The organism is Pseudomonas sp. TH41, assembly GCF_016650695.1.
In the GTDB taxonomy this organism is placed as follows: domain Bacteria; phylum Pseudomonadota; class Gammaproteobacteria; order Pseudomonadales; family Pseudomonadaceae; genus Aquipseudomonas.
Genome location: NZ_JAEKFH010000005.1, coordinates 141,671 through 165,603 on the forward strand (window position 1 = coordinate 141,671; position 23,933 = coordinate 165,603).

Sequence of the window (23,933 nt, forward strand, 5' to 3'; positions counted from 1 at the left end):
GATGGCCGCATCCCGATAAAAACAAGAGAAACCCCCATGAAGAACATCAACGTCAAATCGTTTGGTGCGGTTCTGTTCGCCCTCGCCACGGGTCATTGCCTGGCAGGCCAACCGGCCGATGTCGGCGAAGGCACTGTGTTTCGCAGCATTTTCGGTGACTCGCTGGAGCACGACTATGGCATCAAGGTGTCCGGCCTGTTGGACGCCGGTTACTCTCGCAACAACAACTCATCCCATGAGGATCGCGAGTCCGGACAGACCAACACCCCCGTGGCCGGATTCGGCGACGAAGGCTTTGAACTCGGCACCCTTCACCTGTTTGCCGACAAAGCGTTGAAGGCCAATTTCATCCCGCGCGTCACACCCTTGCCCGGCCCCGCACCCACTGATGCCTCTTTCGGCTTCACGCTCGAGGCCGCCTATGGTCGCAATGCGCAGCAGGCCCGCACTTACGGCTGGGACATGCACTGGGGCATCAACTCTCCAGGTGACGACGATCCGGATAAGGCCCGACGCGACAAACAGAACTTCCTCGCCGTACCTAACATCGCCGCCACGGCTTACCTGCCGTATGCCGGCGGCTTTACCGCAATCGCCGGCATCTTTGGATCAGGGCTCGGCTACGAAATCCCACCCAACGTGCGTGCGGCGCGCAACCCGTTTGCCAGCCGTTCCTACGCCTTTATGACCGAGTCCGGCACGGTTTCCGGGTTCCTGCTGGGCAAACGTCTGGTCAATAACTCCAGCATGTTGCTCGGCGCCGAGTTAGGCGTGATTCAGGGCCAGGGCAATCTGCGCGACAACAACGACAGCAAGGCCTTGCTGGGCGCACTACGCTGGCGTACGCCCGACATGAACACCTGGATCGACTATGAATTTCTCCTCGGTGACTCACAAAACGACAGCCGCAACGACATACAAACACCTCGCGGTCGTCTGATTTCCAGCGACGGACAGTTCAAGCAGCAGCACTCGCTCAATGGCTGGCATCGGTTCGATGAAAAGTGGTCAATGGGCGGGGAAATGGTCTACGGCCGTCAAGCGGGCGACGGCAAAGCCACGACCGTCGACATCGTCACCGGTCCCGGTTTTGATGGGGCGCACTGGTGGGGCGCCAACGTGGTGTTGACCTACCAGCAACGCAAGGACTTGTCGTTCTCTGTGCGGGCCGAGCATTTCGACGACCCGGACGGCTACATTCTGTTCCCCTCCTCCACGTCGCGAGGCGCGTTCAATGCGCTGACAACGGGCCTGCGCTACGACTTCAATAAGTACCTGTCGCTGCGTCCGGAGCTGCGCTACGACTGGTTCAATGGGCGCGACGATGCTCGCCCGTTTGGCAATGGTGATGCGCGCAACCAACTGACCGGAACTGTGGAAGCGCTGGTGTATTTCTGAGATCTGCTACGCGCTAACGCTATGACTCCGTGACGGGATGACGGATTAAAAGCGTTAGTGCGGCTTCCATGGCGACGCACCGGCTTATGGGGTCGACCGTCGGCGTTCATGACGGGCGGCTTTCGGCTGTGTCAGATACACAGGTAGCCTGATCGAGAGCTACGCTAATGCCTAGTGAGGCCCGGTCCATCCAAATAAGCAGTGGCGCACGAACATGGTTTTCTCTTTACTGATGGCGTTGGTATTAGCGTTCCTGATTGGCTGGGTTTCGCAGCGCATGGGTATGTGTCTTGTCAAAGCGAGCGAACAATTGCTGGCGGGGCGCCCAACGTTGTTTGTGGCACTGACATCGTGTGGATTGTTCGGGTTGATGCTGGCCCCGCTCTATCGTTTCTCCGAGGTCAGCCTGCCACTGTACTCGCCTGGTATTTCCTATCCTTTACTGGTTTCGGGAGGCTTGTTGTTCGGGGTGGCATCGGTGCTGAACAACGGTTGCAGCGTAGGCACGCTGACCAAGTTTGCCTGTGGCAATTTCAATAAACTGTTCACGATGATCGGCTGGGTCCTGGGGATCGTGCTCTGGTATTACATGCGCATGATGCCCGAACAAAAGACCATTCTGATGCCGGAAATTTCCAGCCGCCATTACTGGCTGTTGATCGGTGTAGTGGCGCTGGTGCTGATATTTTTGGTCGGCATACATGGTAATAAACACCTGGTGCTCTCCAGTATGCTGCTGGGTGCGTTGACGAGTGCGCTCTATACGTTCGAGCCGTTATGGACACCTAGTGTGTTCTTTTACAATGTTTCGCAGATGTTCTGGCAAGCCGATATGGCAATCAGCGCCCGGCGTATTGCGGTGTTTGTTATGTTGCTGGCAGGCATGCTGAGTTTTACCCTACACAGGAAAACGTTCCGTTTCGAGGCCTTTACCCCATCAAAGGCTGGCGTTCATTTGTTGGCGGGTATTTTGATGGGAATTGGGGCTTCGATGATGCTTGGCGGTAACGACTCGCAAATACTGTTGGTGTTTCCAACACTGGGCGTTGCTTCAAGCATTCCACTGGTGTCGATTGCCACAGGCATTCTGGTGTCATTGTGGTGCAAAACACGCGGTACGAGTTGAACACCCTCAAGATGGTTTCAGAGGTGTGTCGTATTTTTTGTGCAACAGCCAATCCAACTGAAGTGATTCTCGCTGAGACGGAACAAGGGCGAGCGATCCTGGGCGTAGTGGATGGCTTCTGTGCCAATGACGTTGAAGGCGATGAACCTGTGGCGCAAGAACTTGTTGCGGCAGATTGGCTACAAGCTGTGAATTGCAGAGCGAGCATTTCGTGGGAAAGGGACTGGTTTGATTTCGTCTAGCTGAACATCTGCAAAGTGTCGATTGGAACTGGTCGCTGACAGCCGCTTTCGACTCAATATAGACGGTGACGACAGACAGAAATCGGCCAGGAGCGGACAGTGAGGTATGACTATGAAACCAGTGACGTTCCACTCAGTTTCGATAACAGCTCTCAGACCAGTAAGTCGACGGTCTGCAACATGCGCCGATAAGGAGAGTGCGCATGCCCCATCTCCAGGTGAATGGTTTCGATCAGGCACTCCAGAAACCGCTCGGCCGCCGGCCGCAGGGGCTGCCCGCTGCGGCTGATGGCGCCCACCGAGGCACTGCCGACCGGCTCGCGCAGAGGCAAGGCACACAAGCCTTCGCGCTGAGCGCATATCTCCACCAGCGGCCAGGGAAAGATGCTCAACATGTCGGTTTCACGCAGCAAGCTCAAGATGATCGACAGCGAGTGGGCGAAATGCACGTGCCCCTGCGTCGAAATCGTTCCGTCTTGTTGCGAGGCCAGTATCCAGTCAGCCGACGCCAGATCCTCCATGGTCTTGCTGTTCGACAACGGGTGTTGCTGACGAGCCACCACCGCACAATCGGCAGTGAACAGCGGCAGATAGGTCAGGTCGGTGCTGGAAAACCGGGTATCAAGCCGTCCGATAAACAGATCGACGCTCGCATCCCGCAGCAGCGGACACGCAACCGATGAAAGCCCCTCATACAACTCAAGTTGCACCTTTGGAAACAGCTGGCGAAAACGCACGACGGATTTGGGCATGAGCGTCATCGCCAACCAGGGTGTCACGGCGACCGACAAGCACCCCGCCAGTTCCCCCTTGCAATCAGGCAACACCTGACGGGCACTGACCATCTGTGCCACCAGCAGACGTGCCTGAATCAACAGCTTCTTGCCGAGTTCGGTAAACACAATCCCTGAGGTATTACGGATCAGCAATTGTGTGGCGGTGTCTGCCTCCAGCTTCTGGATGGCCTTGGTGACCGCTGCCGGCGAAGTGTCGAGCCTTTTTGCAGCGCCGCGGATACTGCCCGCGTCGGCTACCGCCACGAGTGCATTGAGTTGATAGAACTTCATAGTGTCCGCCGGTGTTAACCCTGGGTTGCCTTGTTCACTTTCGATTGCCTGTCAGCTGCTGCCTTGGCCCTCTACTCTCGGACCAACACCACCTTGGCTTCGAGCCTCACCAAAAGACCGTACCAGAAAAAGCCCAGGCACTTTGATGAAACGCATGATGCCGTAAGCCATCGTGGGATGTGGCCCTTGCGACAGATTGGTTTCTCCTCTTGCTCACCAAGGAAAAACACTGCCAATGACACAGTCCATCACGCTGTTAAAAGAGATTGAGCAGGAAATGCGCGAACTACGCCACCAGATCCATGCCAACCCTGAACTCGGTTATCAGGAGGTCGAGACTAGCGAGCTGGTCGCCGAACGATTGATCAAATGGGGTTATGACGTGACGCGCGGCTTCGCCGAAACCGCGGTCATCGCCACGCTGAAAAAAGGCACCAGTTCGCGTGTGATCGGCATACGGGCTGACATGGACGCACTGCCTATCCTGGAAAAAACCGGGCTCCCCTATGCAAGCCGGATACCGGGCAAGATGCACGCGTGTGGCCATGACGGGCATACGGTCATGCTCCTCGCCGCCGCCTACGCCCTCGCCCATGGCCATCCGTTCGATGGCACCGTCCGCCTGATTTTCCAGCCGGCCGAAGAAGGTCTGGCCGGCGCCCGACGAATGATTCAGGAAGGCGTGCTGCAACAGTTCCCCTGCGATGCAGTGTTCGCTGCACACAACATGCCTGGCTACCCTGTCGGAAAACTCGGGTTCCGAGCCGGGCCCTTCATGGCATCCGCCGACCAGGTCAATGTCACGATTCACGGAAAAGGCGGTCACGGCGCGATGCCGCATCTGAGCGTCGACCCTGTGGTGGTCTGCGCAAGCATCATCATGGCCTTGCAGACAATCGTCTCGCGCAACATTTCACCTCAGGAAATGAGCGTTATCACCGTCGGGGCCATTAACGCAGGCAAGGCGTCCAACGTGATCCCGGACAGCGCGCACATGCTGATTTCCGTCCGCTCACTGAACAACGCCGTCCGGGACCGCCTGGAGAGCCAGATAAAACACCTCATTCACGCCCAGGCGCAGGCATTCGGCGCGACCGCCGACATCGACTACAGTGCCGACTACCCCTTGCTGGTAAATGACGAAGAAATGACCCGGTTTGCCAGTCAGGTGGCCATCGACTGGCTCGGTGAGGACGAGGTGATGAACGACATCGTGCCCTTCAATGGCAGCGAGGATTTCGCCTACTTCCTGCAGCAATGCCCTGGCAGCTATCTGATCATCGGCAATGGCGACGGTGAAAAGAGTTGCATGGCTCACGACCCTCGCTACGACTTCAATGACGACATCCTGATTCGGGGCGCTGGCTATTGGGTCAAGTTGACTGAGGCCTTCTTGCCACTCAACGCTTGAGCAAAGACCTGCCAAACCGTGAAAACCAATAAAAAATGAGGTCATCATGCAACTACGCAAACTTCAATACGCCACCCTGCTGTTCGGGCTGATCATCACCCCGCTATCGCAGGCAGAACCGGTGATCAAATTCGGCGTCGACCCTAGCTACCCACCTTTCGAGCAAAAGCAGCCAGATGGTTCATTGAGTGGTTTTGATATCGATCTGGGCAATGCCCTATGTGCCGAGTTGCGGGTCAAGTGTATTTGGGTCGAGCAGACTTTCGACAGCATGATCCCGGCGCTAAAGGCGAAGAAATTCGACGCCATCCTGTCTGCATTCAGCGCCACCGAGGCACGTCGCCAGCAGGTCGATTTCAGCCACAAAATCTACACCGCGCCGTCTTCTCTCGTGGCCAGAAAAGACTCCGGATTGCTGCCGACGGCAGAATCATTGAAAGGCAAGTCGGTTGGGGTGGTTCAAGGCTCGCTGCATGAAAGTTATGCCAAGTCGCAATGGGGCCGTCAAGGCATCAATATCCTTTCCTACCAAACCCAGGACCAGGTGTTTTCAGACCTCATCACCGGACGCCTGGATGCCTCGTTCCAGGCCTCGGTACAAGCCGACATCGGATTACTGCAAAAGCCTCAAGGCCAGGGCTTTGCCTTCGCCGGTGAGCCCATCACCGACAAAAGCATCATTGGCGATGGCGTCGCTATCGGTGTCCGAAAAAACGAGCCTGATCTCAGAGAGCAGCTGAACACGGCCATTGCCAGCATTCGCCAATCAGGCCAGTACGACCAGATCGCGAAGCAGTACTTCAACTTCGATATTTACGGCGAATGAGGCAATCCCCATGAACGAAATGACACAACGCGGTGAATCTCGTTTTGCCTTCCCCGTCAGCGACGAGACTGCCTCGAATTCATCGCCGGCTCACACAATGGCCCCTGGCTGATGCCTCGGTCCTTCATGGACAGCCAGGCCAAATGGTTCTCCGAGGGAACACTGGGCGAGCTACCGGATATTGAAAGCCATCGCGAGGACTTTCCCATTCTCGGATGGACGTTGTCGCCGGGGGACATGGTGTGTTTCAACATGTTGACCTTGCATGCCTCTGCTGGCGTGGGCGGGCATAACCGTCGCCGCGCGTTTTCAGTGAGGGTCATAGGCGATGACGTGCGGCATGCGCCGAGACCTTGGGCCACCTCACCCGACTTTCCAGGGCTTAAAGATGCTCTGGCATCAGACGCACCTATGGAACACGAGCTTTTTCCGCCGCTCTGGCATCGAGAAACCAGAATGTCCGAGCGATAAGTTGATAATGCAGAATGGCTCAAAAACAGGTGATGGGTGTGGGTCGGTTGTTTCACGGAACAGGAAAGCCGAGTCATGTGCCCGGTTAGCCAAGGTATGTGGTTTCCTCTTACAACCTCGACACCTTGCGATATGTTTCGGATGCCTGAATCGCCACCGTTTCTATAGATACTTCTGACCGCCTGCAATGGGTTGGCTGCTGCCCTTCGTAACTGGTCGTTATCGACCGAACGTAAGGAGGTAGGAACCTTTAAGGCCCACCCTCCCACAACTCAGCAGCCACCTGCGAGCATTGCTACGTCCAGTAATCGACCTGATGATGCCAGCCGCTCGACAGAAGTCGCAATTCAATCCCGAGCAATCTTGTTATTTTCCAAGGCTTAGGGCAGGGTCGATACCACTGAGATCTCTGCCAAAGGAGTCACCCCATGTCAAAGCTATATCCAAGTATCGATCCCGAGGGGCTGGTCGAGTACTCAGTGGTCTACACCGACCGCTCGCTCAACCACATGTCGCAGTCATTTCAAGGCGTGATGAAGAACATTTCCAGAACCCTGAAACAGGTCTACAACGCCCAGGCTGTTGCGGTGGTCCCGGGCAGCGGCACATTCGGCATGGAAGCGGTGGCACGACAGTTTGCCACCGACCAGCAATGCCTGGTGATACGCAACGGCTGGTTCAGTTATCGCTGGAGCCAGATCCTTGAGATGGGCAACATCCCGGCGGCCACCACGGTGCTGAAAGCCCGACCGGTCGACACGGGTCGCCAGGCTGCCTACGCCCCACCCCCTCTGGACGAAGTGCTGGCAGCCATTCAGGCGCAGAAGCCGCAGATTGTCTTCGCCCCCCACGTTGAAACCTCATCAGGGATTATCCTGCCCGACGAGTACCTGCGGGCCGTCGGTGACGCCGTGCATGCGGTGGGTGGCCTGTTCGTGCTGGACTGCATCGCCTCAGGCACGCTTTGGGTTGATATGCAGAAATGCGCAGTCGACTTGCTGATCAGCGCACCGCAGAAAGGCTGGAGCGCCTCCCCTTGCTGCGCCCTGGTGATGCTCAGTTCTTTGGCCCTCGAGCGCATCGAACAGACGCATAGCAGCAGCTTCGCCTGCGACCTGAAAAAGTGGCTTCAGATCATGCAGGCCTACGAACAGGGCGGACATGCCTACCATGCGACCATGCCCAGCGATTCCCTCGCGCGATTTAACGAAGTGATGAAAGAGACGCAAGCCTACGGTTTCGACAAGGTCCGCGGCGAACAACAGGCTCTGGGCGATCGGGTGCGCGCAATGTTGACCGGCAAAGGCATCAAAAGCGTGGCCGCAGCCGGCTTTCAGGCCCCTGGCGTAGTGGTGAGCTACACCGATGATGCCGACATCAAGAGCGGTAAGAAATTTGCCAACCACGGCCTACAGATCGCCGCCGGAGTGCCGTTGCAATGCGACGAGCCGGCCGACTTCCAGACCTTCCGCATCGGCCTGTTCGGACTCGAAAAGCTGCACAATATCGAGCGCACGGTCAGCACCCTCGAGCAGGCACTGGACGAGGTGATGGTTAACTAAGCCCTCATCTTGCCCGCAGCACATACCGAACTTGTGATTCCAGGAAGGCATCCTGCCCTGGGCACTGCCAGCCCATGGCGCTGATCTTCGACGAATATGACGCTGGTCGCCCGGCGTCATGTTAGAACCATAAGGGAAAGCCCGTGCACGCGTCTTACTGACACGTGCGCCCTTCAGCGCTATCAGAAAAGGTTTCCAACGAAGCCTTTCACGGGGTGGATGATTGGTGGCTGTATGACTTGGATCGAACCAAAGCAGTCATCTAAACCACGCCAGATTCCTGGCATTTTTTTTGTCCTGGTTTGGGATAGGTGCAAGGGTCAGGAATAGAGGCAAAGCGTGTGTGACGGTGTGGGGCTGGTCATGCGCCAAGACTGCGAATATGTAACATGTCTTTTTTTTCATGTTCAGCAGTCGCGTTGATGTGCCGTCTACACTCAGACCCTATCGGACACACCTACCACAACTGGCAAAATTGCCAAGATGGTTATCGGGTCCTGCCATCGCGCACAAATTCCGAGAGCCATTCAATGAAACTGAATCATGCTCTGCTCAGGGAAAATAACAATGCGGATTTGCTGCGCCTCTTCGCTGCATGTGCGGTCATCTGGGGGCATGCTTACGCTCTTGTTCCAGGGCCCGCGACGACAGAGCCTATTGGGGGTTTGCTTGGATTTGACTATTCGGGATCGCTGGCCGTTGAATTCTTCTTTTTCTTAAGCGGTATTCTTGTAACGAATAGCTGGATAAACAATAGTTCACCACTTAATTTTATACTGGCACGGTTTTTTCGGGTGTTCCCAGCCATCTTCGTTAGCGCGGCCGCTTGCGTCTTACTGCTTGGACCGATATTCACCACACTACCGTTGAATAGTTATTTTGCCGACATTCCCCTTTTTACAGCGATATTTCGGCACCCCTATGTCGAATATTCATTGCCTGGTGTGTTTGAACATAGCAACTACCCGCTAACCAACGGATCTATTTGGACGATCCGATATGAACTTATTATGTACGCCATGTTGCTGGCAGCAGGGCTCTGCGGGGTATTCCGTCATAAGCTCTTCGCGACGGTGGTTCTCATTGCAATACTTGTAACCTCAATGTTTTTCCCAGAAGAAATTCAACTGATTGGTCTGATGAACGTAGATATTGGTGGTCGCCTCCCAGCCTTTTTTGCTTTTGGTGCTCTCCTTGCGCTTTACAAGGACCAGGCAAGTATCAATATCCGTGTAGTTTTCGGTTTAATCCTCTTTGCCTGGATTTTTCGGCATGGGTCGGCGTTCCAGTTTGTATTTTATCCGGCATTTTTGATTACTGCGCTTTGGCTGATGACCACCGACCCAATCAAGGCATTGCGGCTTCCAGGGGACTTTTCGTATGGTGTTTATGTCTTCGGATGGCCAATACAACAGGTTATAGCCGCCGATTTCCCGAATTTCAGCATTCATGAAAATCAGGCTGTTACGATCGCCGCTTCTCTTGCGTTGGCCAGTATTTCTTGGTACGTAATTGAAAAACCCTGTATCCGATTTGGGCGCCAGTTAAGTCAGTATTTTGCAGCGTATAGCAGCAGCCGCGAAGCCAATTCAGAGGTGACGCTAGCGACTGGCCGTAGGCCCAGGGAATAACGACTGGCATGTGAGTTGTAACTGCGCCAAGAGGGGAATTATGTTTCCTTCAGGCAGCATTCTCTGGGCGGAGTGCTTGGGCGGATGTCTGCTCCTGGCCGATGTCTGCCTGTCGCCACCGTCAGCTCTGGGTCGATTGCACCAATCGCGTAAACGGTCACACCAGTTGCCCGAGGGACTTCATGCCCTTAAGCAACACCAAGATGGCAAGGTAGATGGGGATGATCACCAGCAAACCGGCAATCACCCGTTTGGTAAAGTACGCAAGTGCCTGTTTCATATGCCTACCCGTCGGGATTGGCAAAAAATTGTCTTGGCTTCTGAGGTCAACGATCGGGTATGCGACACCTGTGCATTATCGTGGACTTGCTGCTGGGGGGGCCGGTAAACAGAAGCCCCTCGAAAGATGAAGTTTGACGATAGTACGGCCTTGGCAGCCCCACAAGGACGGGCCTATGAAGCCAGCCGGTAGCAGTGCATTAACGGCTATTGGCCGTAGCGCCGCTGAATTAATGGCAGAAATTTTATGTTTGCTACTCTTAGTGAACCGCATCGAGGTCTGTGGCTTGCAAAGTCAGCTTGCACCTCCCTGGCATCGTTCCACTCCTTCCAAACCTGCCTGATCACAGGGAGCTGCAATGCGCACTCCATTATTTTACGTGTTGTCAGCGGTCCTTTTTTTGAGCGGCGCTCCCTGTATGGCGCAGACAGTGGATGCAGCCCCCACCTCGCCAGCAAACCCTGCCGACACCGCACCGGTCACGGCGGCAGCTAAAGATGCCGTGTTTACCGAGGAGCAGCTGGATCAAATGCTGGCGCCTATTGCGCTTTATCCGGACCCACTGATGGCGCAGGTACTGATGGCCACCACTTACCCTGGGGAAGTCGCTGAAGCGGTCACTTGGTCTAAAGCACATCCGGACGCCAAGGGCGACGATGCGGTCAAGCAAGTGGCGAACCAACCCTGGGATCCGAGTGTGCAGGCACTAGTCGCCTTCCCGCAGGTCTTGGCCACGCTGGGACAGGATCCGGTCTGGGTGCAACGCCTGGGTGATGCCTTCCTGGCGCAGCCCGACGATGTCATGAATGGGGTGCAACGCTTGCGTCGTCAGGCGCAGGCAGCCGGTAACCTGCAGAGCAACCAGTATCAGAACGTGACGATCCAGAATGTTGCGGCACCCGCCGCAGCACCGGCACCCACGGCCACAGCTCCAGCCCCTGCTCCGGCCCCTGCCAGCAACTCATCCACCATCATCATTCAGCCCGCCGATCCGCAGGTGGTGTACGTTCCCTCTTATAACCCGACAACCACCTACGGCACTTGGGCCTACCCTGCGTCGCCTCCTGCGTACTATCCACCGCCGCCCGCCTATTACCCCGGTCAGGCATTGATGGCCGGGCTGGCATTTGGCACCGGTGTGGCGATCGTCGGTGCGTTGTGGGGTGAATGTGACTGGGGCAATAACGACGTCGACATCGACGTCAATCGTTACAACAACATCAATGGCAACAACCGAATCACCAATAATCAGAACAAGTGGCAGCACAACCCCGTTCATCGCAATGGCGTGCCCTATCGAGACACCAGGAGCCGCGAACAGTACGGCCGACAACTGGACGGTGCCAATCAGCGTGAAGCCTATAGGGGGGACAATGCCCAGCGCGCCCAGGCGCGTGATAGAGCCCGCAGCTCGATGGACAAGCACGGTATCGAACGACCTGCCACCAGCAACCTCGAAGCCCGTGACAGGGCGCGCGAAGCCCAGTCCCGAACCTCGGCTGGCAATCGGGTACAAGCAGGTGCAGACAGACCGAAGGCGTCCGACAGACCGAAGGCGTCCGACAGAAGCCAGGGCACGGCCAGAAACACTCGGGAGAATCAGCAGCCCAGGAAACAGACCGCTCAGGCGAATCAACGCGCACAAGGCAACTCACAGGCGCGCCAAGCGGCGCAAAATCGGCAGACCGCGCCGGCCGCCAGCAGGGGCAGTGCCCGCGACAATGCATTCGCCGGCGCGCGCTCACCGTCCCAAGCCAACTTACAAGCCAGTCGCGGCCGGGCCAGTCAGGCATCCATTCAGCGCCCCAGCGCCACGCGATCAACCGGCCATCAGATCAGTCGGCCGTCCACTGCACCAGCGCGTCAAAGGGGGGGCCGTCGTTGAATAACCATCCTCGAGTCAAGGCTCTCAAGGGTTCGCTCCGTCATGCCTTGGCGATCACTGCCGGCTTGGCGTGGTCGTGCATGGTCATGGCGCAGCAGGAATTTCCAACGCCAGAAAAGGCCGCTGAAGCGTTCGTTGAAGCACTGGGTACGGAACACGCCGATCAGAAACGCCTGACAGAGTTGCTGGGCAATGAATGGCGCAATTTCATCCCTCGTGAAGGCGCGGAACGCAAGGACGTGGATGCGTTTTTGAAGCAATACCACGAGCAACATCAGATTGAAAAAACCAGCGACAACAAGGCGATTTTGTCGGTGGGAAATGACCACTGGACACTGCCTATTCCCATCATAAAAGTCGCGAACCGTTGGCGCTTCGATGTCAAGGCCGGTAATGCCGAAGTCCGTGCACGTCAAATTGGCCGTAACGAACTCGCCGCGGTGCAATCGGCGCTGGCCTATCACGATGCCCAGATGGACTATGCGTCAGTGGATCGTGACGGTGACGGCGCACTTGAGTATGCGCAGAAAATCTTCAGCACCCCCGGCAAGCACGACGGACTCTATTGGGCGGACGACGATAGCGGGCAGATCAGCCCGTTGGGGCCCACGTTCGGCAAAACCATTGCCGGCGAAGACTGGCATGGTTACCGCTTCCGCATCCTCAATGGCCAAGGCCCTTCAGCACCGGGCGGCGCCTACAGCTACCTCATCGGTGACAAGATGAGCCGGGGCTTTGCACTGATCGCCTGGCCGGCGAAGTATGGCGATTCCGGAGTGATGAGTTTCATGATCAGTCATGAAGGGCAGGTATTCGAGAAAGATCTGGGACCTGATGGTGAGAAGTTGGCGCAGTCGATGAAGCGCTTTGATCCGGATGACAGTTGGGAAGTGGTGAGTGCAGATCAAGAGAAGCCGGATTGACTCAGTTCTTAGTCAGCGCAGCCAATGAAATCGGGCGCGGAAGGCGCCCTGGGCACGGATGTTAGTCATCAGTTATCAATCACCCGTTGCAAATGAATCGCCAACTCCGTGGCAAACCGCCGCTCCGGCGTCTCGACATCAATGCCGAACAAATCCTGAATCCGCGACAGGCGGTACCTGAGCGTCGTCACGTGCACTCCCATTGCATCGGCACAAGCCTGACTGCGGCAGCTTTCCCTTAGATAGACGGTCAGTGTTTCGAGGTAGGGCGTGTGGTGTTTGCGGTCATGAGCCAGCATGGCACCGACGCTTTCATTGACGAAGGTACGAATATCTTCGCCGCCTACCGCCGCCATAAAGATGGGTATCGGTCCAAAGTCCTGATCGGAGATCGGGCCACTGCGGCCGAACGAACGAGCAATATCGATCAGCCGCCTGCACCGTTCCCAGGCGGCGGGATAATCGGTCAGCATCCTGCAGACGCCGCTGGCCAGCAGAATTGGCTCGGCCCCCAGGTAGTGTGCCAAGTCATCGGCAATCTGGCGTTGGACCTTGGCCAACCGCTCCCGGCCCTTCTCGCCTTCAGATGGCAGGAGGCACACCAGGCCGTTATCGACGACGATCACCGTTGAGTGGATCGCCGCCCGTTGGAGGATACGTGCAACGTTGTGATGCAGGTTCTTCGGCTCGTGGGCCTTGCCGCCGAAATCGATAATGATCATCTGCTGCGCGGTACTGAAGCTGATGCCCAGGCGCTGCGCCCGCTGCTGGATATCATCGGCGTCGCGCCAGCGACCTTCGAGCACCTCGAACAGCAGTTCGGTCTGGGTTCGGGTTTCGAAGCGAAAGCGAATAAAGCTGCGCATCATCTGAACGCTCAAGGCGAACTTGGCGCTTTCCAGCATCAACAGATCCAGCTCATTGACCGGCTGTGCCACCGGGAACAGCACCAGTGCCCCCACCAGTTCGCGATCGACCATCAGCGGCTCAATCTGCGCCCGCAGGGTAAACTGACGTTGGCCGTCATCAAGGAACAAATTGACCGTACTCCTGAGGGCACTTCGCAGGCTTTCATGGGCGGCCTTGGAGATCTGCACGCTCAGCACCCCGGCGACTGCATCCTGCCAGGCAATGTCATCGAATAGCGCGGTATCCGGCGAACGACCGGCCACCACTTGATTGGCGGTGAAGTCCACGGCAATCACCGGGTTGGGTAATTGGTTGCCGACCATCAGCGACAGGGACGTCACCGAGCCACCGCCCAGCACGTGTTCCAGCAGCGTGGTGTGCACGTGCAACGCTTGCTGCATGCGTTCCGCGGCGCGGCGCTCGGCTTCCAGTTGGCGCTGACGCTCCACTGCGATGGCGCCGAGGTGGATGATCATGCCGAGAAACACCCGGTCTTCCTCCGACACGTCCATGATCGTGCGGGAAATCACGCTGAGCACCATGGGCCGACCGTCGAAGTCGGTGCAGTTCATCGGCATCACCATCACCGTACGGTAATCGCGCTCCAGGGATTCGCTGCGATAACCTGGGTACTCGCATTCGCGTACGTCGCGGATAAATACCGGCTCATTGCGTTGCAGAGCGGTCATCACCGGGCTGGATGACAGCTCCCAGCAATCCACCAGGGGCCGCTGCACCAGGGTCGGGTCATGGCGGGCAAGGACGTAGCCAAAACCGGCGTCCATATCAATGGCCATGATGGAGCTCATGGTCCAGTGGGTGTGGCGACAACTGGCGTAGACCAATTGGTGCAGCATCGATTGCAGATCGCCGCCGGAGTTGATCTGACTGGCCACATCGCGCAACGACAGTATCTGCATTTCTCGATTCAAGGCGCTCACCTGAACGTGGAGGTCACGGCAGAAACTAGCCTGCCAGGCCGACCTGATACTTGCTCCGGTTACGAGCAATGTCCAGCTCATTTGCACTCCTTAACCATGGAAGACGCTGTTTCCCTTTGCTCCTAGCCTAAGGCCATAACCAACAGCCACAAGGGCGAAGAGTCATCATGAATCTAGAGAATCTGGGCGTCAGGAAGTACTGCACCTTTATCGAGGAAACCTTTATCGAAGGCGGCAAGGACGCCGGCAAACCCATCACCTTGATCGTCGTTGCCGCCGTGCTGAAAAACCCTTGGGCCGGCCAGGGCTTCGTCGAAAACCTGCGACCGGAGATCCTGCGCCTCGCCCCGGGCCTGGGCTACGAGATGACCCGCCGTTTGATCGCGCTGATGCCGGGCGACCAGGTCGAAGCCTTTGGCAAGGCCGCCGCCGTGGGGGTCAACGGTGAAATCGAGCACGCCTCGGGCCTGATCCATACCCTGCGTTTCGGCAACCTGTTCCGCGAAGCCGTAGACGGCACCGCCTACCTGAGCTTCACCAACACCCGCAATGCTCCCGGCGCCCTGCTCTCCCTGCCAATGGTGCACAAGAGTGAAACCGGCAAACGCTCGCATTTTCTCACCGCCAATTTCCAGATCGCCGATGCGCCGGGGCCGGACGAAGTGCTGATCGCCATCGGCGCCGCCGACGGTTCGCGCCCTCACCCGCGCATTGCTGATCGGTATCAGGACATGGCGGAAATGGAAGCCGAGCGTCCCAAGGACTGATCACTCCTTTGAACCGCAGCAAAACTTTTGCCGCGGTTGCTCTTGATCGATGCAAGCCCAAGGGATTTGTTCCCCGTAGGCTTGCTTCAAACCATAAGAAACACGCCTTGAACACAGGAGTAATCCGATGCCGAGCACCATGGTCAGCGCCAACGTCGCAGCCGTCGATCCGGGCGCCTTGCGTCAGGCTTTCGGCACCTTCGTTACCGGGGTTACCGTCATCACCACCCATGACGCCGACGGCAATCCACGGGGCATGACGGCCAACTCCTTCACCTCGGTCTCCCTCGACCCGCCGCTGCTGCTGGTGTGCGTCGGCAAATCAGCCGCCAGCTACACCTCGTTCGCCAGCACCGAGCACTTCGCCGTCAACCTGCTGCACGAAGGCCAAGTGGAAGTCTCGGGGACGTTTGCCTCCAAATCACCGGACAAATTCCACACCGTCAACCACGACAAGGTCCACACCGGCGCGCCGATCCTCACCGACAGCCTGACCTGGTTCGATTGCACCGTTGACCAGCGCATCGACGCCGGCGACCACCTGGTGCTGATCGGCCAGGTACGGGCCTTCGGCACCAGCCCGAAGCTGCCGCTGTGTTTCTGCCGGGGCCGCTACGCCAACATCCAGGACGCGCTGCCGGCCAGTTGGCTGGACTCGCACAAGATGATCATCGGTTACCTGATCGAAGCCGGCGACGCGATTCTGTTTCGCGCCGATGGCAACGGTGGCTGGACCCTGCCCGTGGCCGGCAAGCGCAAGGGCTTTATTGATGCGGGCCAGAGCGCCCTGTCGATCGAACTGGAATCGACCTTTCTGTACTCGGTGTTCGATGTCGACGATACCGATCCCGGTTTCCTGATCTATCGCGCGCAACTCGACAGCCTCGACGCCGACGTCGAGCTGCCCGACACCCTGCGCTTCTTCCCGCTGGACGACTTGCCCATCGAACAGATGCCAGTCAACGAACTGCGCTCGGTGGTCCGCCGCTACGCCCGCGAGCGCAAAAACCAGCAGTTCGGCATTTACACCGGCTCCGCCGACAGCGGCCGGGTGGAAATGATCGAGAACGCCACGCCGCCCCGTGCCGCGCTGGCCCACGAATCCCTTTGATACGCAGCCACAGGACTCTTACATGAAAACCACGGTCAGTGCCCTTGAGGGCAATCGCCTTAACCTGTTTATCGACGGCCGCTTCGTCGCCCCCGACAGCGCAACCTACTTCGACAGCTTCGACCCCACGACCGGCCAGGCCTGGTACCAATTCGCCCAGGCCGATGCCAGCGACGTGGACCGTGCCGTCGCGTCGGCCCAGCGCACCTTCAATGACCCGCAATGGCGCAACCTGACGCCCACAGCGCGGGGCAAATTGCTCTATCGCCTGGCGCAACTGGTGGCGGAAAACGCCGAAGCCCTGGCGTTGCTGGAAACCCGCGACAACGGCAAGTTGCTGCGGGAAATGCGTGCGCAGATGAGTGCCCTCCCGGACGCCTACACCTACTTCGCCGGCATGGCCGACAAGCTGCAAGGCGAAACCATCCCGGTCAACAAGCTCAACCAGCTCAACTACAGCACCCGCGAACCCTTGGGCGTGATCGGCATGATCACCCCGTGGAACTCGCCGCTGATGCTGCTCACCGGCACCCTGGCGCCGTGCCTGGCCATCGGCAACACCGTGGTGATCAAACCGTCCGAGCATGCCAGCGCCTCGACCCTGGCCCTGGCCGAACTGATCATCGAAGCCGGCTTCCCGGCCGGCGTGGTCAACGTCGTCACCGGTAATGGTGCAGTCACCGGCGACGCCCTGACCCGTCACCCCGGCATCGCCAAGTACGTGTTCACCGGCAGCACCGACACCGGTCGCCGCATCGCCGGCAATGCGGCGAACAACCTGGTGCCGTGCCAGATGGAATTGGGGGGCAAGTCACCCCATGTGGTGTTTTCCGATGTCGACATCGACAAAGCCGTCAACGGCGTGGTCTCCGGCATCTTCGCTGCGGCCGGGCAAAGTTGCGTCGCCGGCTCGCGCTGCTTCGTCGAAGCGCCGATCTACGACAAGTTCGTTGAAGCCCTGGTCGCCCGCACCCAGCGCATCAGTGTCGGCCACCCCATGGAAGAGCACACCGATATCGGCCCGCTGGCGCTGCAAGCCCAGTTGCAAAAACTCGAAGGCTACATCGCCAGCGGCGTGACCCAGGGCGCACAGGTGGCCATTGGCGGCAAACGCCCAAGCGCCAGCAACCTGTCCGAAGGCTGGTACTTCGAACCGACCGTCATGGCCAACGCCACCAACGACATGTCCTTCATGCGCGACGAACTGTTCGGCCCGGTGGTCGGCGTCATGCCGTTCACCTCCGAAGAACAGATGATCAGCCTGGCCAACGACACCTCCTACGGCCTGGCCTCGGGCATCTGGACCCAGAACATCGACCGCGCTATGCGCTTCGCCAACCGGATCGATGCCGGCACGGTGTGGATCAACACCTACCGCAGCGCCGCCTACATGTCCGCCAATGGCGGCTTCAAACAAAGCGGTTACGGCCGGCGCGGCGGCTTTGATGTGATGCGCGAGTTTTCCCGGGCCAAGAACGTGGTCATCGACTACTCCGGCGAGATGCAAGACCCCTTCGTCATTCGCCTGCGCTGATCAAGCCATTGAGGAGCACCTTATGAAATTTGCCGTATCCCTGAGCATGGAACGCTTTTCCCCAGACGTGCCCATGCAGACCGTCATGGCCAACCTGCTGGAACTGGCGAAGATCGCCGATGAAGGCGGCTTCGAAACGTTGTGGACGTCGGAGCACCACACCCTCGAATGCACCATCGCGCCCAACCCGTTCCAGACCCTGGTCTGGCTGGGCCAGCACACCGAGCGCATTCGCCTGGGCACCGCGACCCTGGCCGCCGCCTATTGGCACCCGATCCGCCTGGCGGGCGAAGCGGCGTTGTGCGACCACTTGACCAACGGGCGCCTGGAGTTCGGCATTGCCCGCGGTTCCTATCAGTATGAATTCGACCGCATGACCCCCGGCCTGCAACAGCAGGAAGGCGTGGGTTATATGAAGGAATTGGTGCCGGCGGTGCAAAAGCTCTGGTCCGGGGATTACGCCCATGACGGCCACTACTGGAAATTCCCGCTGACGGCCGCGGTGCCCAAGCCCCTGCAACAGAATCACCCGCGTATCTGGGTCGCCGCACGGGATCCCGGCACCTTCGACTGGGCAGTGGGCATCGGCGCGAACATCCTCTCCACCCCACTCTCGTTACCGGCCGCAGAAATCGCCGTACTCGGGGAGAAATTCAACAAGGCCGTGGCCGACAATCCTCATGTGCCACGCCCACGCTTCATGATGCAACGCCGCACCTGCTTGTACGCCAAGGCCAGCGATTGGGAATTGCCGGTCAAGCACAGCATGGACTTTGGCCGCGCCTTCGAAAACCTGATGCAGAACATCGGCACCGTGCACAACGGCTTCCCCGAGCCGGTGCCGTTTGAAAGCGTCAAGGGCAAGGACAACTACAACCCGGAAAACATTCGGCGCAACCTGATGTTCGGTACCCCGGACGAGATCATCGAAAAGCTGCTCGATTACGAAGCTGCAGGCGTAGACCAGTATTGTCTGGGCCTGACCTTCAACCTGCCGTTCGAATTGCAGAAGCGGACGCTGCGCCTGTTTATCGATGAAGTGATGCCGGTATTCGCCGAGCGCGAGCGCGCCAAACGCCGCGAACAGGTTGCGGGGTAAGCGCCATGAGCGACGCACAACGTTTCAGCGTGGCCAACGTCACGCTCAACTACCGCCTCGATGGCCAGGGACCGCGCGCGCTGGTGTGTATTCACGGTGTCGGCTCCAGCCTTGAGGCGTGGGCCGAGGCGGTGAAAGGTTTGAAAGACCAGTTCACCATTTTGACCTTCGACCTGCGCGGTCATGGTCAGTCGTCGCACACCCAGGGCCGTTATGAAATCGATCACCTGGTGGGCGAAGCTTTGGCCCTGGCCGATCATGTTGGTTTCGACCGCTTCGACCTGGCCGGTTTTTCTTTGGGCGGCCTGATCGCCCAGCGCATGGCCCTGACCCACCCGGCACGCATTCGCCGCTTGGTGTTGCTGTCGACGGTCGCCGGGCGCAACGCCCAAGAGCGCGAACGGGTGCAGGAACGCTTGACTGCCTTGCAGGCCGGCGAACCCGTCGCCCACTACGAAGCATCGCTGTCGCGCTGGTTGACCGAGGACTTTCAGGCGCGTCACCCCGACGTCGTCAGCCGTCTACGCCAGCAAAATGCCGACAACGATCCGGGCTGTTACGCGGCGGCTTATCGGGTGCTGGCGGAGTCGGATTTCGGTGAACAGCTTTCGCAAATCCGCTGCCCGACCCTGATCGCCACGGGGGCCGACGATACGGGATCCAACCCGAGAATGGCCGGCCTGATGCACGAGCGCATCCAGGGTTCGCAGCTGAAGATTCTGCCGGGATTGCGTCACTGCATCCTGATCGAAGCGCCGGAACAAGTGGCCAGCCTCATGCGCGATTTTCTGATTGATTCGGAGACACACCATGGATAAGTCATTGCAGGCACGGGGCGAAACCGTTCGCCGTCAGGTCCTGGGCAACGCTTACGTCGATCAGGCCCTGGGCAAGGCCGACGATTTTTCCCGACCCTTTCAGGACGTGCTCAACGAGTATTGCTGGGGCATGGTCTGGACCGACGACGCCCTCGACCTCAAGCAACGCAGTTTGCTCAACCTGGGCATGCTCGCCGCGCTGGGCCGGATGGACGAGTTTGGCACCCACTTCTGCGGCGCCTTGCGCAACGGCCTCAGTGACGACGAACTGCACGCCGCCCTGGTCCAGATCGCGGTGTATTGTGGCGTACCGGCGGGTGTCGAAGCCTTCCGCGTCGCCCGCAAAGCGCGGGAAAGCATGAGCCAGGAGGTTAATGATGCGTAGCAGCTGTCGAGCTCCGGCGAGGCTGCGTCAGCGGTATAACGGATAGACCGGGTTCTCAGGTTTTACGACTGCTGCGCAGCCGGACGCGACCTCGTTTCACTCGAGCGCTGCTACACGGCTCATGCTGTAAGTGCCATCGAACAACAAGAAGTTTTTGAGACTGCACCCTTGCGTGACTGAATGACCTTTAACTGCCAGTAGCCCAAAAATTTCTATACATGAAGTTTTCCGCAGATTGAAAAACAATAATTGGAGGCAATTGGTGAGCGAACGACTGAAGATTGAGAACCTCTACAAGGTCTTTTCCTCGGAGCCAGAGAGGGCCATGCAGCTCTTGACGGCCGGGGCCAGCAAAGACCGGATCCTGGCCGAGACTGCGACGGTGGTCGGCCTCAATAACGTATCGCTGTCCATTCCCAGTGGCGCGATCTACATGATCATGGGCCTGTCCGGCTCCGGAAAATCCACCCTGGCACGGTGCATCAATCGCTTGAACGAACCGACGGCGGGCAAGATCCTGCTCGACGGCGAAGACCTGGTGACTCTCAACGAAAGCCAGCTGCGGGAAGTCCGACGAACGCGTATCTCGATGGTGTTCCAGCACTTCGCCCTGCTGCCGAACAAAACCGTGATCGAGAACACCGAGTTCGGCCTCAAGCTGCGGGGCGTGCCGTTGGCCCAGCGCCGCAAACGCGCCGAAGAAGTGTTGGCGGTCGTCGGCCTGGCCAAGTGGGCCGATCACCATCCACATGAACTCTCCGGCGGCATGCGCCAGCGGGTCGGCCTGGCCCGTGCACTGACCACGGATGCCGATGTGCTGATCATGGACGAAGCCTTCAGCGCCCTCGATCCGCTGATTCGTACGGAAATGCAGGACGAGTTGCTGCGCCTGCAACGCACCCTGAAGAAAACCATTCTGTTCATCACCCACGACTTTCAGGAAGCGCTAAAGCTCGGCACACGCATTGCGATCATGGCCGACGGCCAAGTGGTGCGCGAGGGCACGCCCCAGGAAATCGTCATGGATCCGGGCAGCGATTATGTCGCCGCATTCACCCGGGATGTGGACCGCTCACGACTGTTCGATGCCCTTTCGATCATGGAAACCGCGAGCACCCTGCTGGTCCAGGGCGACACCCGCGTTGTCGGCAATGAAAGCTCCAGCGCTTTTGTCCTGAGCGCCAGCGGCAAAGCGGTCGGCGTGCTCGATTCGGCCTCGCTGCTGGCCGTCGGCGGCGGTGCCGATGCGCTGCAACGCCTGTCGAGCCAATTTGTCAGCGTGCCGGCCAACGCCAAATTGGTGGAAGTGGCGCGCCTGCTCAAACCGGGCCTGCCGGTTGCCGTGGTCGATGGCCAGGGGCTGTTTATCGGCACTCTGAACAGCGCCCACATTCTTGATTGCATTGCCAGCGTCGCGTCCCATCGGCCAAGCGCTGCGGAGGTTGCACACCATGCTTAGTTCAGAAGACATCGCTGTTTTCCCCGTGGACCAGTGGATCAGCCAGGGCGTCGAGTGGCTGGGCATTCATCTGCGGCCGATGTTCCTGGCGATTCGCTGGCCGGTGGAGCACTTGCTGGCGTTGAGTGACTCGCTGATCCACGCCATTCCCTTCCCGATCATGGTGCTGCTGATGTTCTTCGTGGCCTACCGCGCCGCGAGCCTGGGGGTGGCACTGTTCAGCGCCGCAGCCCTGGTGATCATTGCCGTGCTGGGCGTCTGGGACGAAGCCATGACCACGTTGTCGCTGATCACCACGGCGATTGTAATCTGCATGGTCGTCGGGATTCCCATGGGCATCTGGTGCGCCCGCAGCGAACGGGTCTGGCAGGTGATGCGGCCGATCCTCGACATCATGCAAACCACACCAACCTTCGTGTACCTGGTGCCGGTGGTGATGCTGTTCGGCGTCGGGACCGTGTCGGGTGAGGTGGCGGTGGTGATCTCCGCCTGCCCGCCGCTGATCCGCTTTACCTACCTGGGCATCCGCATGGTGGACACCGAACTGGTGGAAGCCGGCCACGCCTTTGGCGCTGATCGCCGGCAATTGCTCTGGGAAATCCAGTTGCCCCTGGCGATCCCGACCATCCTCGGCGGCCTTAACCAGACTGTCCTCACCGCCATGGTGATGTCGGTGGTGGTGGCGATGATCGGTGCCGAAGGCTTGGGCCTCGTGGTGCTACAGGGCCTTGGGCGGATGGACGTCGGCCGCGCCGCAGTGGGCGGGATCGCCATTGTCTTGCTGGCGATGATGCTCGACCGGATCACCCAGAAACTGGCGCAGCCGACCGTGCGTAAACGCAAATCGCTGTTCAAGCGACTGCTCAATCCCCGACCGGTAAACGCATAACAAGAAAGAAGTCATGAATGCCCGTTGTTGACTGCCAACCTTTAACCATAACGAGAAAAAAAAGAGGAAATCATGATGCGTCCATTCAAAGCCTTGCTTGGATTTGCAGCAACGTTGTCCCTGGTTGGTCTGGCCTGCACGCAAGTGATGGCCGACGACCTGCCAGGCAAAGGCAAGACCATTCGCTTTGTGCAGTCGGAAAGCACCGGCGGTAACTACGTCATCACCAAAATCGCCATCGAGGCCAGCAAGCAGCTCGGTTACGCGACCAAGTTAAGCACCGTCAACACCACGCTGTTTTTCCCGGCGGCGGCCCAGGGCGACCTGGACCTGTCGATGGACGTGACCCTGCCCCAGCTGCAACCCAGCTTCGACAAGGTCAAGGATCGCACCGAGGTCGTGGGCGGTGGCTCCATCACCGGCGCCGGCTACAACGGTTACATGATCGACAAGAAAACCGCGGATGCCTACCACATCACGAGCCTGGAACAGCTCAAGGACCCGAAGATCGCCGGGCTGTTCGGCAAGAACGGCAAGGCTGACCTGATCAGCTGCGACCCGGGTTGGGGCTGCGGCGATGTGGTCGACTATCAGCTCGACAAGTTCGGCCTCAAGGCCACCGTAAACCCGGTCCGCGGCAAATATGAGGCGCTGATGTTCGAAAACGTCGCACGCCTGAAACGCGGCGAGCCGGTGTTTTTCTATGCCTGGGCGCCGTCGTGGATGACCAACACCATGGTGCCAGGCAAGGACGTGGTCTGGCTGCCGACGCCGTTCGATGCCTTGCCTGGCAACGTACCGAGCAGCGTTTCGGCGTTGACCCCAGGAGTGGCCGGTTGCGCTGGCGGCGCCGACCCTTGCCGCATGGCCATGGCCGCGTGGAACTGGTACGCGATCGGCAACAAGCAATTTGTCGCGGCCAACCCGGCCATCAAGGCCTTGGTAGAGCAGATGACGTTTCCCCAGGCCACCTGGAGCTACTGGGAAAAAACCATCAGCCAGGATGGCTCGAGCGAACGCAATATTCGCAAGTTGGCAGATGACTGGATGAGTGAGAACAAGGCGACGATGGATGGTTGGGTGGCCACGGCCAAAGCCGCTCAGTAGCGCCGAAAACCTTGTGGTGGGCGGGCTCGCCTGCTCACCACAAAAACCTCTGTTTGACGGCCTGCAATCAGAAAAAACCCGCTGCCGTACCC

Annotated in this window: 20 protein-coding genes and 2 pseudogenes; 19 read left to right on the forward strand and 3 right to left on the reverse strand. The window is 58.7% G+C overall.

Features of this window, described 5'->3' with window-relative positions; translation table 11 throughout:
• Window positions 1–36: 36 nt before the first annotated feature.
• From JFU37_RS19135 to JFU37_RS19145, 3 genes and pseudogenes are all read left to right on the forward strand, one after another.
• Complete coding sequence (locus JFU37_RS19135) at window positions 37–1,398, forward strand: outer membrane beta-barrel protein (protein WP_201117402.1); 1,362 nt, start codon at window positions 37–39, stop codon at window positions 1,396–1,398.
• A gap of 214 nt (window positions 1,399–1,612) precedes the next feature.
• Window positions 1,613–2,524 (forward strand): YeeE/YedE thiosulfate transporter family protein, encoded by a 912-nt coding sequence (locus tag JFU37_RS19140; RefSeq protein ID WP_201117404.1) that lies wholly within the window; start codon window positions 1,613–1,615, stop codon window positions 2,522–2,524.
• A gap of 5 nt (window positions 2,525–2,529) precedes the next feature.
• A pseudogene (locus JFU37_RS19145) lies at window positions 2,530–2,716 on the forward strand (adenosine-specific kinase); the annotation flags it as partial.
• Window positions 2,717–2,918: 202 nt separating this feature from the next.
• Here JFU37_RS19145 and JFU37_RS19150 read toward each other — a convergent pair.
• Window positions 2,919–3,833 (reverse strand): LysR family transcriptional regulator, encoded by a 915-nt coding sequence (locus JFU37_RS19150; RefSeq protein ID WP_201117406.1) that lies wholly within the window; start codon window positions 3,831–3,833, stop codon window positions 2,919–2,921.
• 235 nt (window positions 3,834–4,068) lie between these two features.
• On the opposite strand from JFU37_RS19150, the gene JFU37_RS19155 reads away from it, so the two are divergent.
• The 5 genes and pseudogenes from JFU37_RS19155 to JFU37_RS19175 all read left to right on the forward strand — a co-directional run bounded on the left by JFU37_RS19155 (window position 4,069) and on the right by JFU37_RS19175 (window position 9,734).
• Entirely contained in the window at window positions 4,069–5,244 is a 1,176-nt protein-coding gene (locus tag JFU37_RS19155) for a M20 aminoacylase family protein (RefSeq protein WP_201117408.1), read from the forward strand.
• 46 nt (window positions 5,245–5,290) lie between these two features.
• Window positions 5,291–6,070, forward strand: a complete 780-nt coding sequence (locus JFU37_RS19160) for an ABC transporter substrate-binding protein (protein WP_201117411.1) — start codon at window positions 5,291–5,293, stop codon at window positions 6,068–6,070.
• A gap of 66 nt (window positions 6,071–6,136) precedes the next feature.
• Window positions 6,137–6,541, forward strand: a pseudogene (locus tag JFU37_RS19165) (phytanoyl-CoA dioxygenase family protein); the annotation flags it as partial.
• 428 nt (window positions 6,542–6,969) lie between these two features.
• Window positions 6,970–8,103: an aminotransferase class V-fold PLP-dependent enzyme gene (locus JFU37_RS19170; RefSeq protein WP_201117413.1), complete on the forward strand. Its 1,134-nt coding sequence runs from the start codon at window positions 6,970–6,972 to the stop codon at window positions 8,101–8,103.
• Window positions 8,104–8,633: 530 nt separating this feature from the next.
• Complete coding sequence (locus JFU37_RS19175) at window positions 8,634–9,734, forward strand: acyltransferase family protein (RefSeq protein ID WP_201117415.1); 1,101 nt, start codon at window positions 8,634–8,636, stop codon at window positions 9,732–9,734.
• A gap of 157 nt (window positions 9,735–9,891) precedes the next feature.
• Here JFU37_RS19175 and JFU37_RS31035 read toward each other — a convergent pair whose 3' ends face one another.
• Window positions 9,892–10,014 carry a hypothetical protein gene (locus JFU37_RS31035; protein ID WP_274609949.1) on the reverse strand — a complete coding sequence of 41 codons (123 nt, stop codon included), beginning with the start codon at window positions 10,012–10,014 and terminating at the stop codon, window positions 9,892–9,894.
• Window positions 10,015–10,372: 358 nt separating this feature from the next.
• Between JFU37_RS31035 and JFU37_RS19180 the strand changes: the two genes are divergently transcribed.
• Entirely contained in the window at window positions 10,373–11,899 is a 1,527-nt protein-coding gene (locus tag JFU37_RS19180) for a DUF3300 domain-containing protein (protein ID WP_201117418.1), read from the forward strand.
• Between the two features lie 80 nt (window positions 11,900–11,979).
• On the forward strand, window positions 11,980–12,822 hold the full coding sequence (locus tag JFU37_RS19185) for a DUF2950 domain-containing protein (RefSeq protein WP_201119478.1): 843 nt from the start codon (window positions 11,980–11,982) through the stop codon (window positions 12,820–12,822).
• A gap of 68 nt (window positions 12,823–12,890) precedes the next feature.
• Here JFU37_RS19185 and JFU37_RS19190 read toward each other — a convergent pair whose 3' ends face one another.
• A complete protein-coding gene (locus JFU37_RS19190) occupies window positions 12,891–14,663 on the reverse strand; it encodes a helix-turn-helix domain-containing protein (RefSeq protein ID WP_242485785.1) in 1,773 nt (590 codons plus the stop codon).
• A gap of 176 nt (window positions 14,664–14,839) precedes the next feature.
• Between JFU37_RS19190 and JFU37_RS19195 the strand changes: the two genes are divergently transcribed.
• The 9 genes from JFU37_RS19195 (at window position 14,840) to proX (ending at window position 23,841) form a co-directional block, all read left to right on the forward strand.
• Window positions 14,840–15,439, forward strand: a complete 600-nt coding sequence (locus JFU37_RS19195) for an amino acid synthesis family protein (RefSeq protein ID WP_201117420.1) — start codon at window positions 14,840–14,842, stop codon at window positions 15,437–15,439.
• Between the two features lie 127 nt (window positions 15,440–15,566).
• Complete coding sequence (locus tag JFU37_RS19200) at window positions 15,567–16,550, forward strand: flavin reductase family protein (RefSeq protein ID WP_201117423.1); 984 nt, start codon at window positions 15,567–15,569, stop codon at window positions 16,548–16,550.
• 22 nt (window positions 16,551–16,572) lie between these two features.
• The gene (locus tag JFU37_RS19205; protein WP_201117425.1) at window positions 16,573–18,084 is read left to right on the forward strand and encodes an aldehyde dehydrogenase; all 1,512 of its coding nucleotides are present in this window, start codon (window positions 16,573–16,575) and stop codon (window positions 18,082–18,084) included.
• A 22-nt stretch (window positions 18,085–18,106) separates the two neighbouring features.
• On the forward strand, window positions 18,107–19,183 hold the full coding sequence (locus tag JFU37_RS19210) for an LLM class flavin-dependent oxidoreductase (protein ID WP_201117427.1): 1,077 nt from the start codon (window positions 18,107–18,109) through the stop codon (window positions 19,181–19,183).
• A gap of 5 nt (window positions 19,184–19,188) precedes the next feature.
• On the forward strand, window positions 19,189–20,001 hold the full coding sequence (locus tag JFU37_RS19215; RefSeq protein ID WP_201117429.1) for an alpha/beta fold hydrolase: 813 nt from the start codon (window positions 19,189–19,191) through the stop codon (window positions 19,999–20,001).
• Window positions 19,994–20,386 carry a carboxymuconolactone decarboxylase family protein gene (locus tag JFU37_RS19220; RefSeq protein WP_201117434.1) on the forward strand — a complete coding sequence of 131 codons (393 nt, stop codon included), beginning with the start codon at window positions 19,994–19,996 and terminating at the stop codon, window positions 20,384–20,386. The genes JFU37_RS19215 and JFU37_RS19220 overlap by 8 nt, the downstream gene beginning before the upstream one ends.
• A 325-nt stretch (window positions 20,387–20,711) precedes the next feature.
• Complete coding sequence (locus tag JFU37_RS19225; protein WP_201117436.1) at window positions 20,712–21,845, forward strand: quaternary amine ABC transporter ATP-binding protein; 1,134 nt, start codon at window positions 20,712–20,714, stop codon at window positions 21,843–21,845.
• The gene (locus JFU37_RS19230; protein WP_201117438.1) at window positions 21,838–22,734 is read left to right on the forward strand and encodes an ABC transporter permease; all 897 of its coding nucleotides are present in this window, start codon (window positions 21,838–21,840) and stop codon (window positions 22,732–22,734) included. Before JFU37_RS19225 ends, JFU37_RS19230 begins: the two co-directional genes overlap by 8 nt.
• Window positions 22,735–22,806: 72 nt before the next feature.
• Window positions 22,807–23,841 (forward strand): glycine betaine/L-proline ABC transporter substrate-binding protein ProX, encoded by a 1,035-nt coding sequence (proX, locus tag JFU37_RS19235; protein WP_201117440.1) that lies wholly within the window; start codon window positions 22,807–22,809, stop codon window positions 23,839–23,841.
• The last annotated feature ends 92 nt before the right edge of the window (window positions 23,842–23,933 follow it).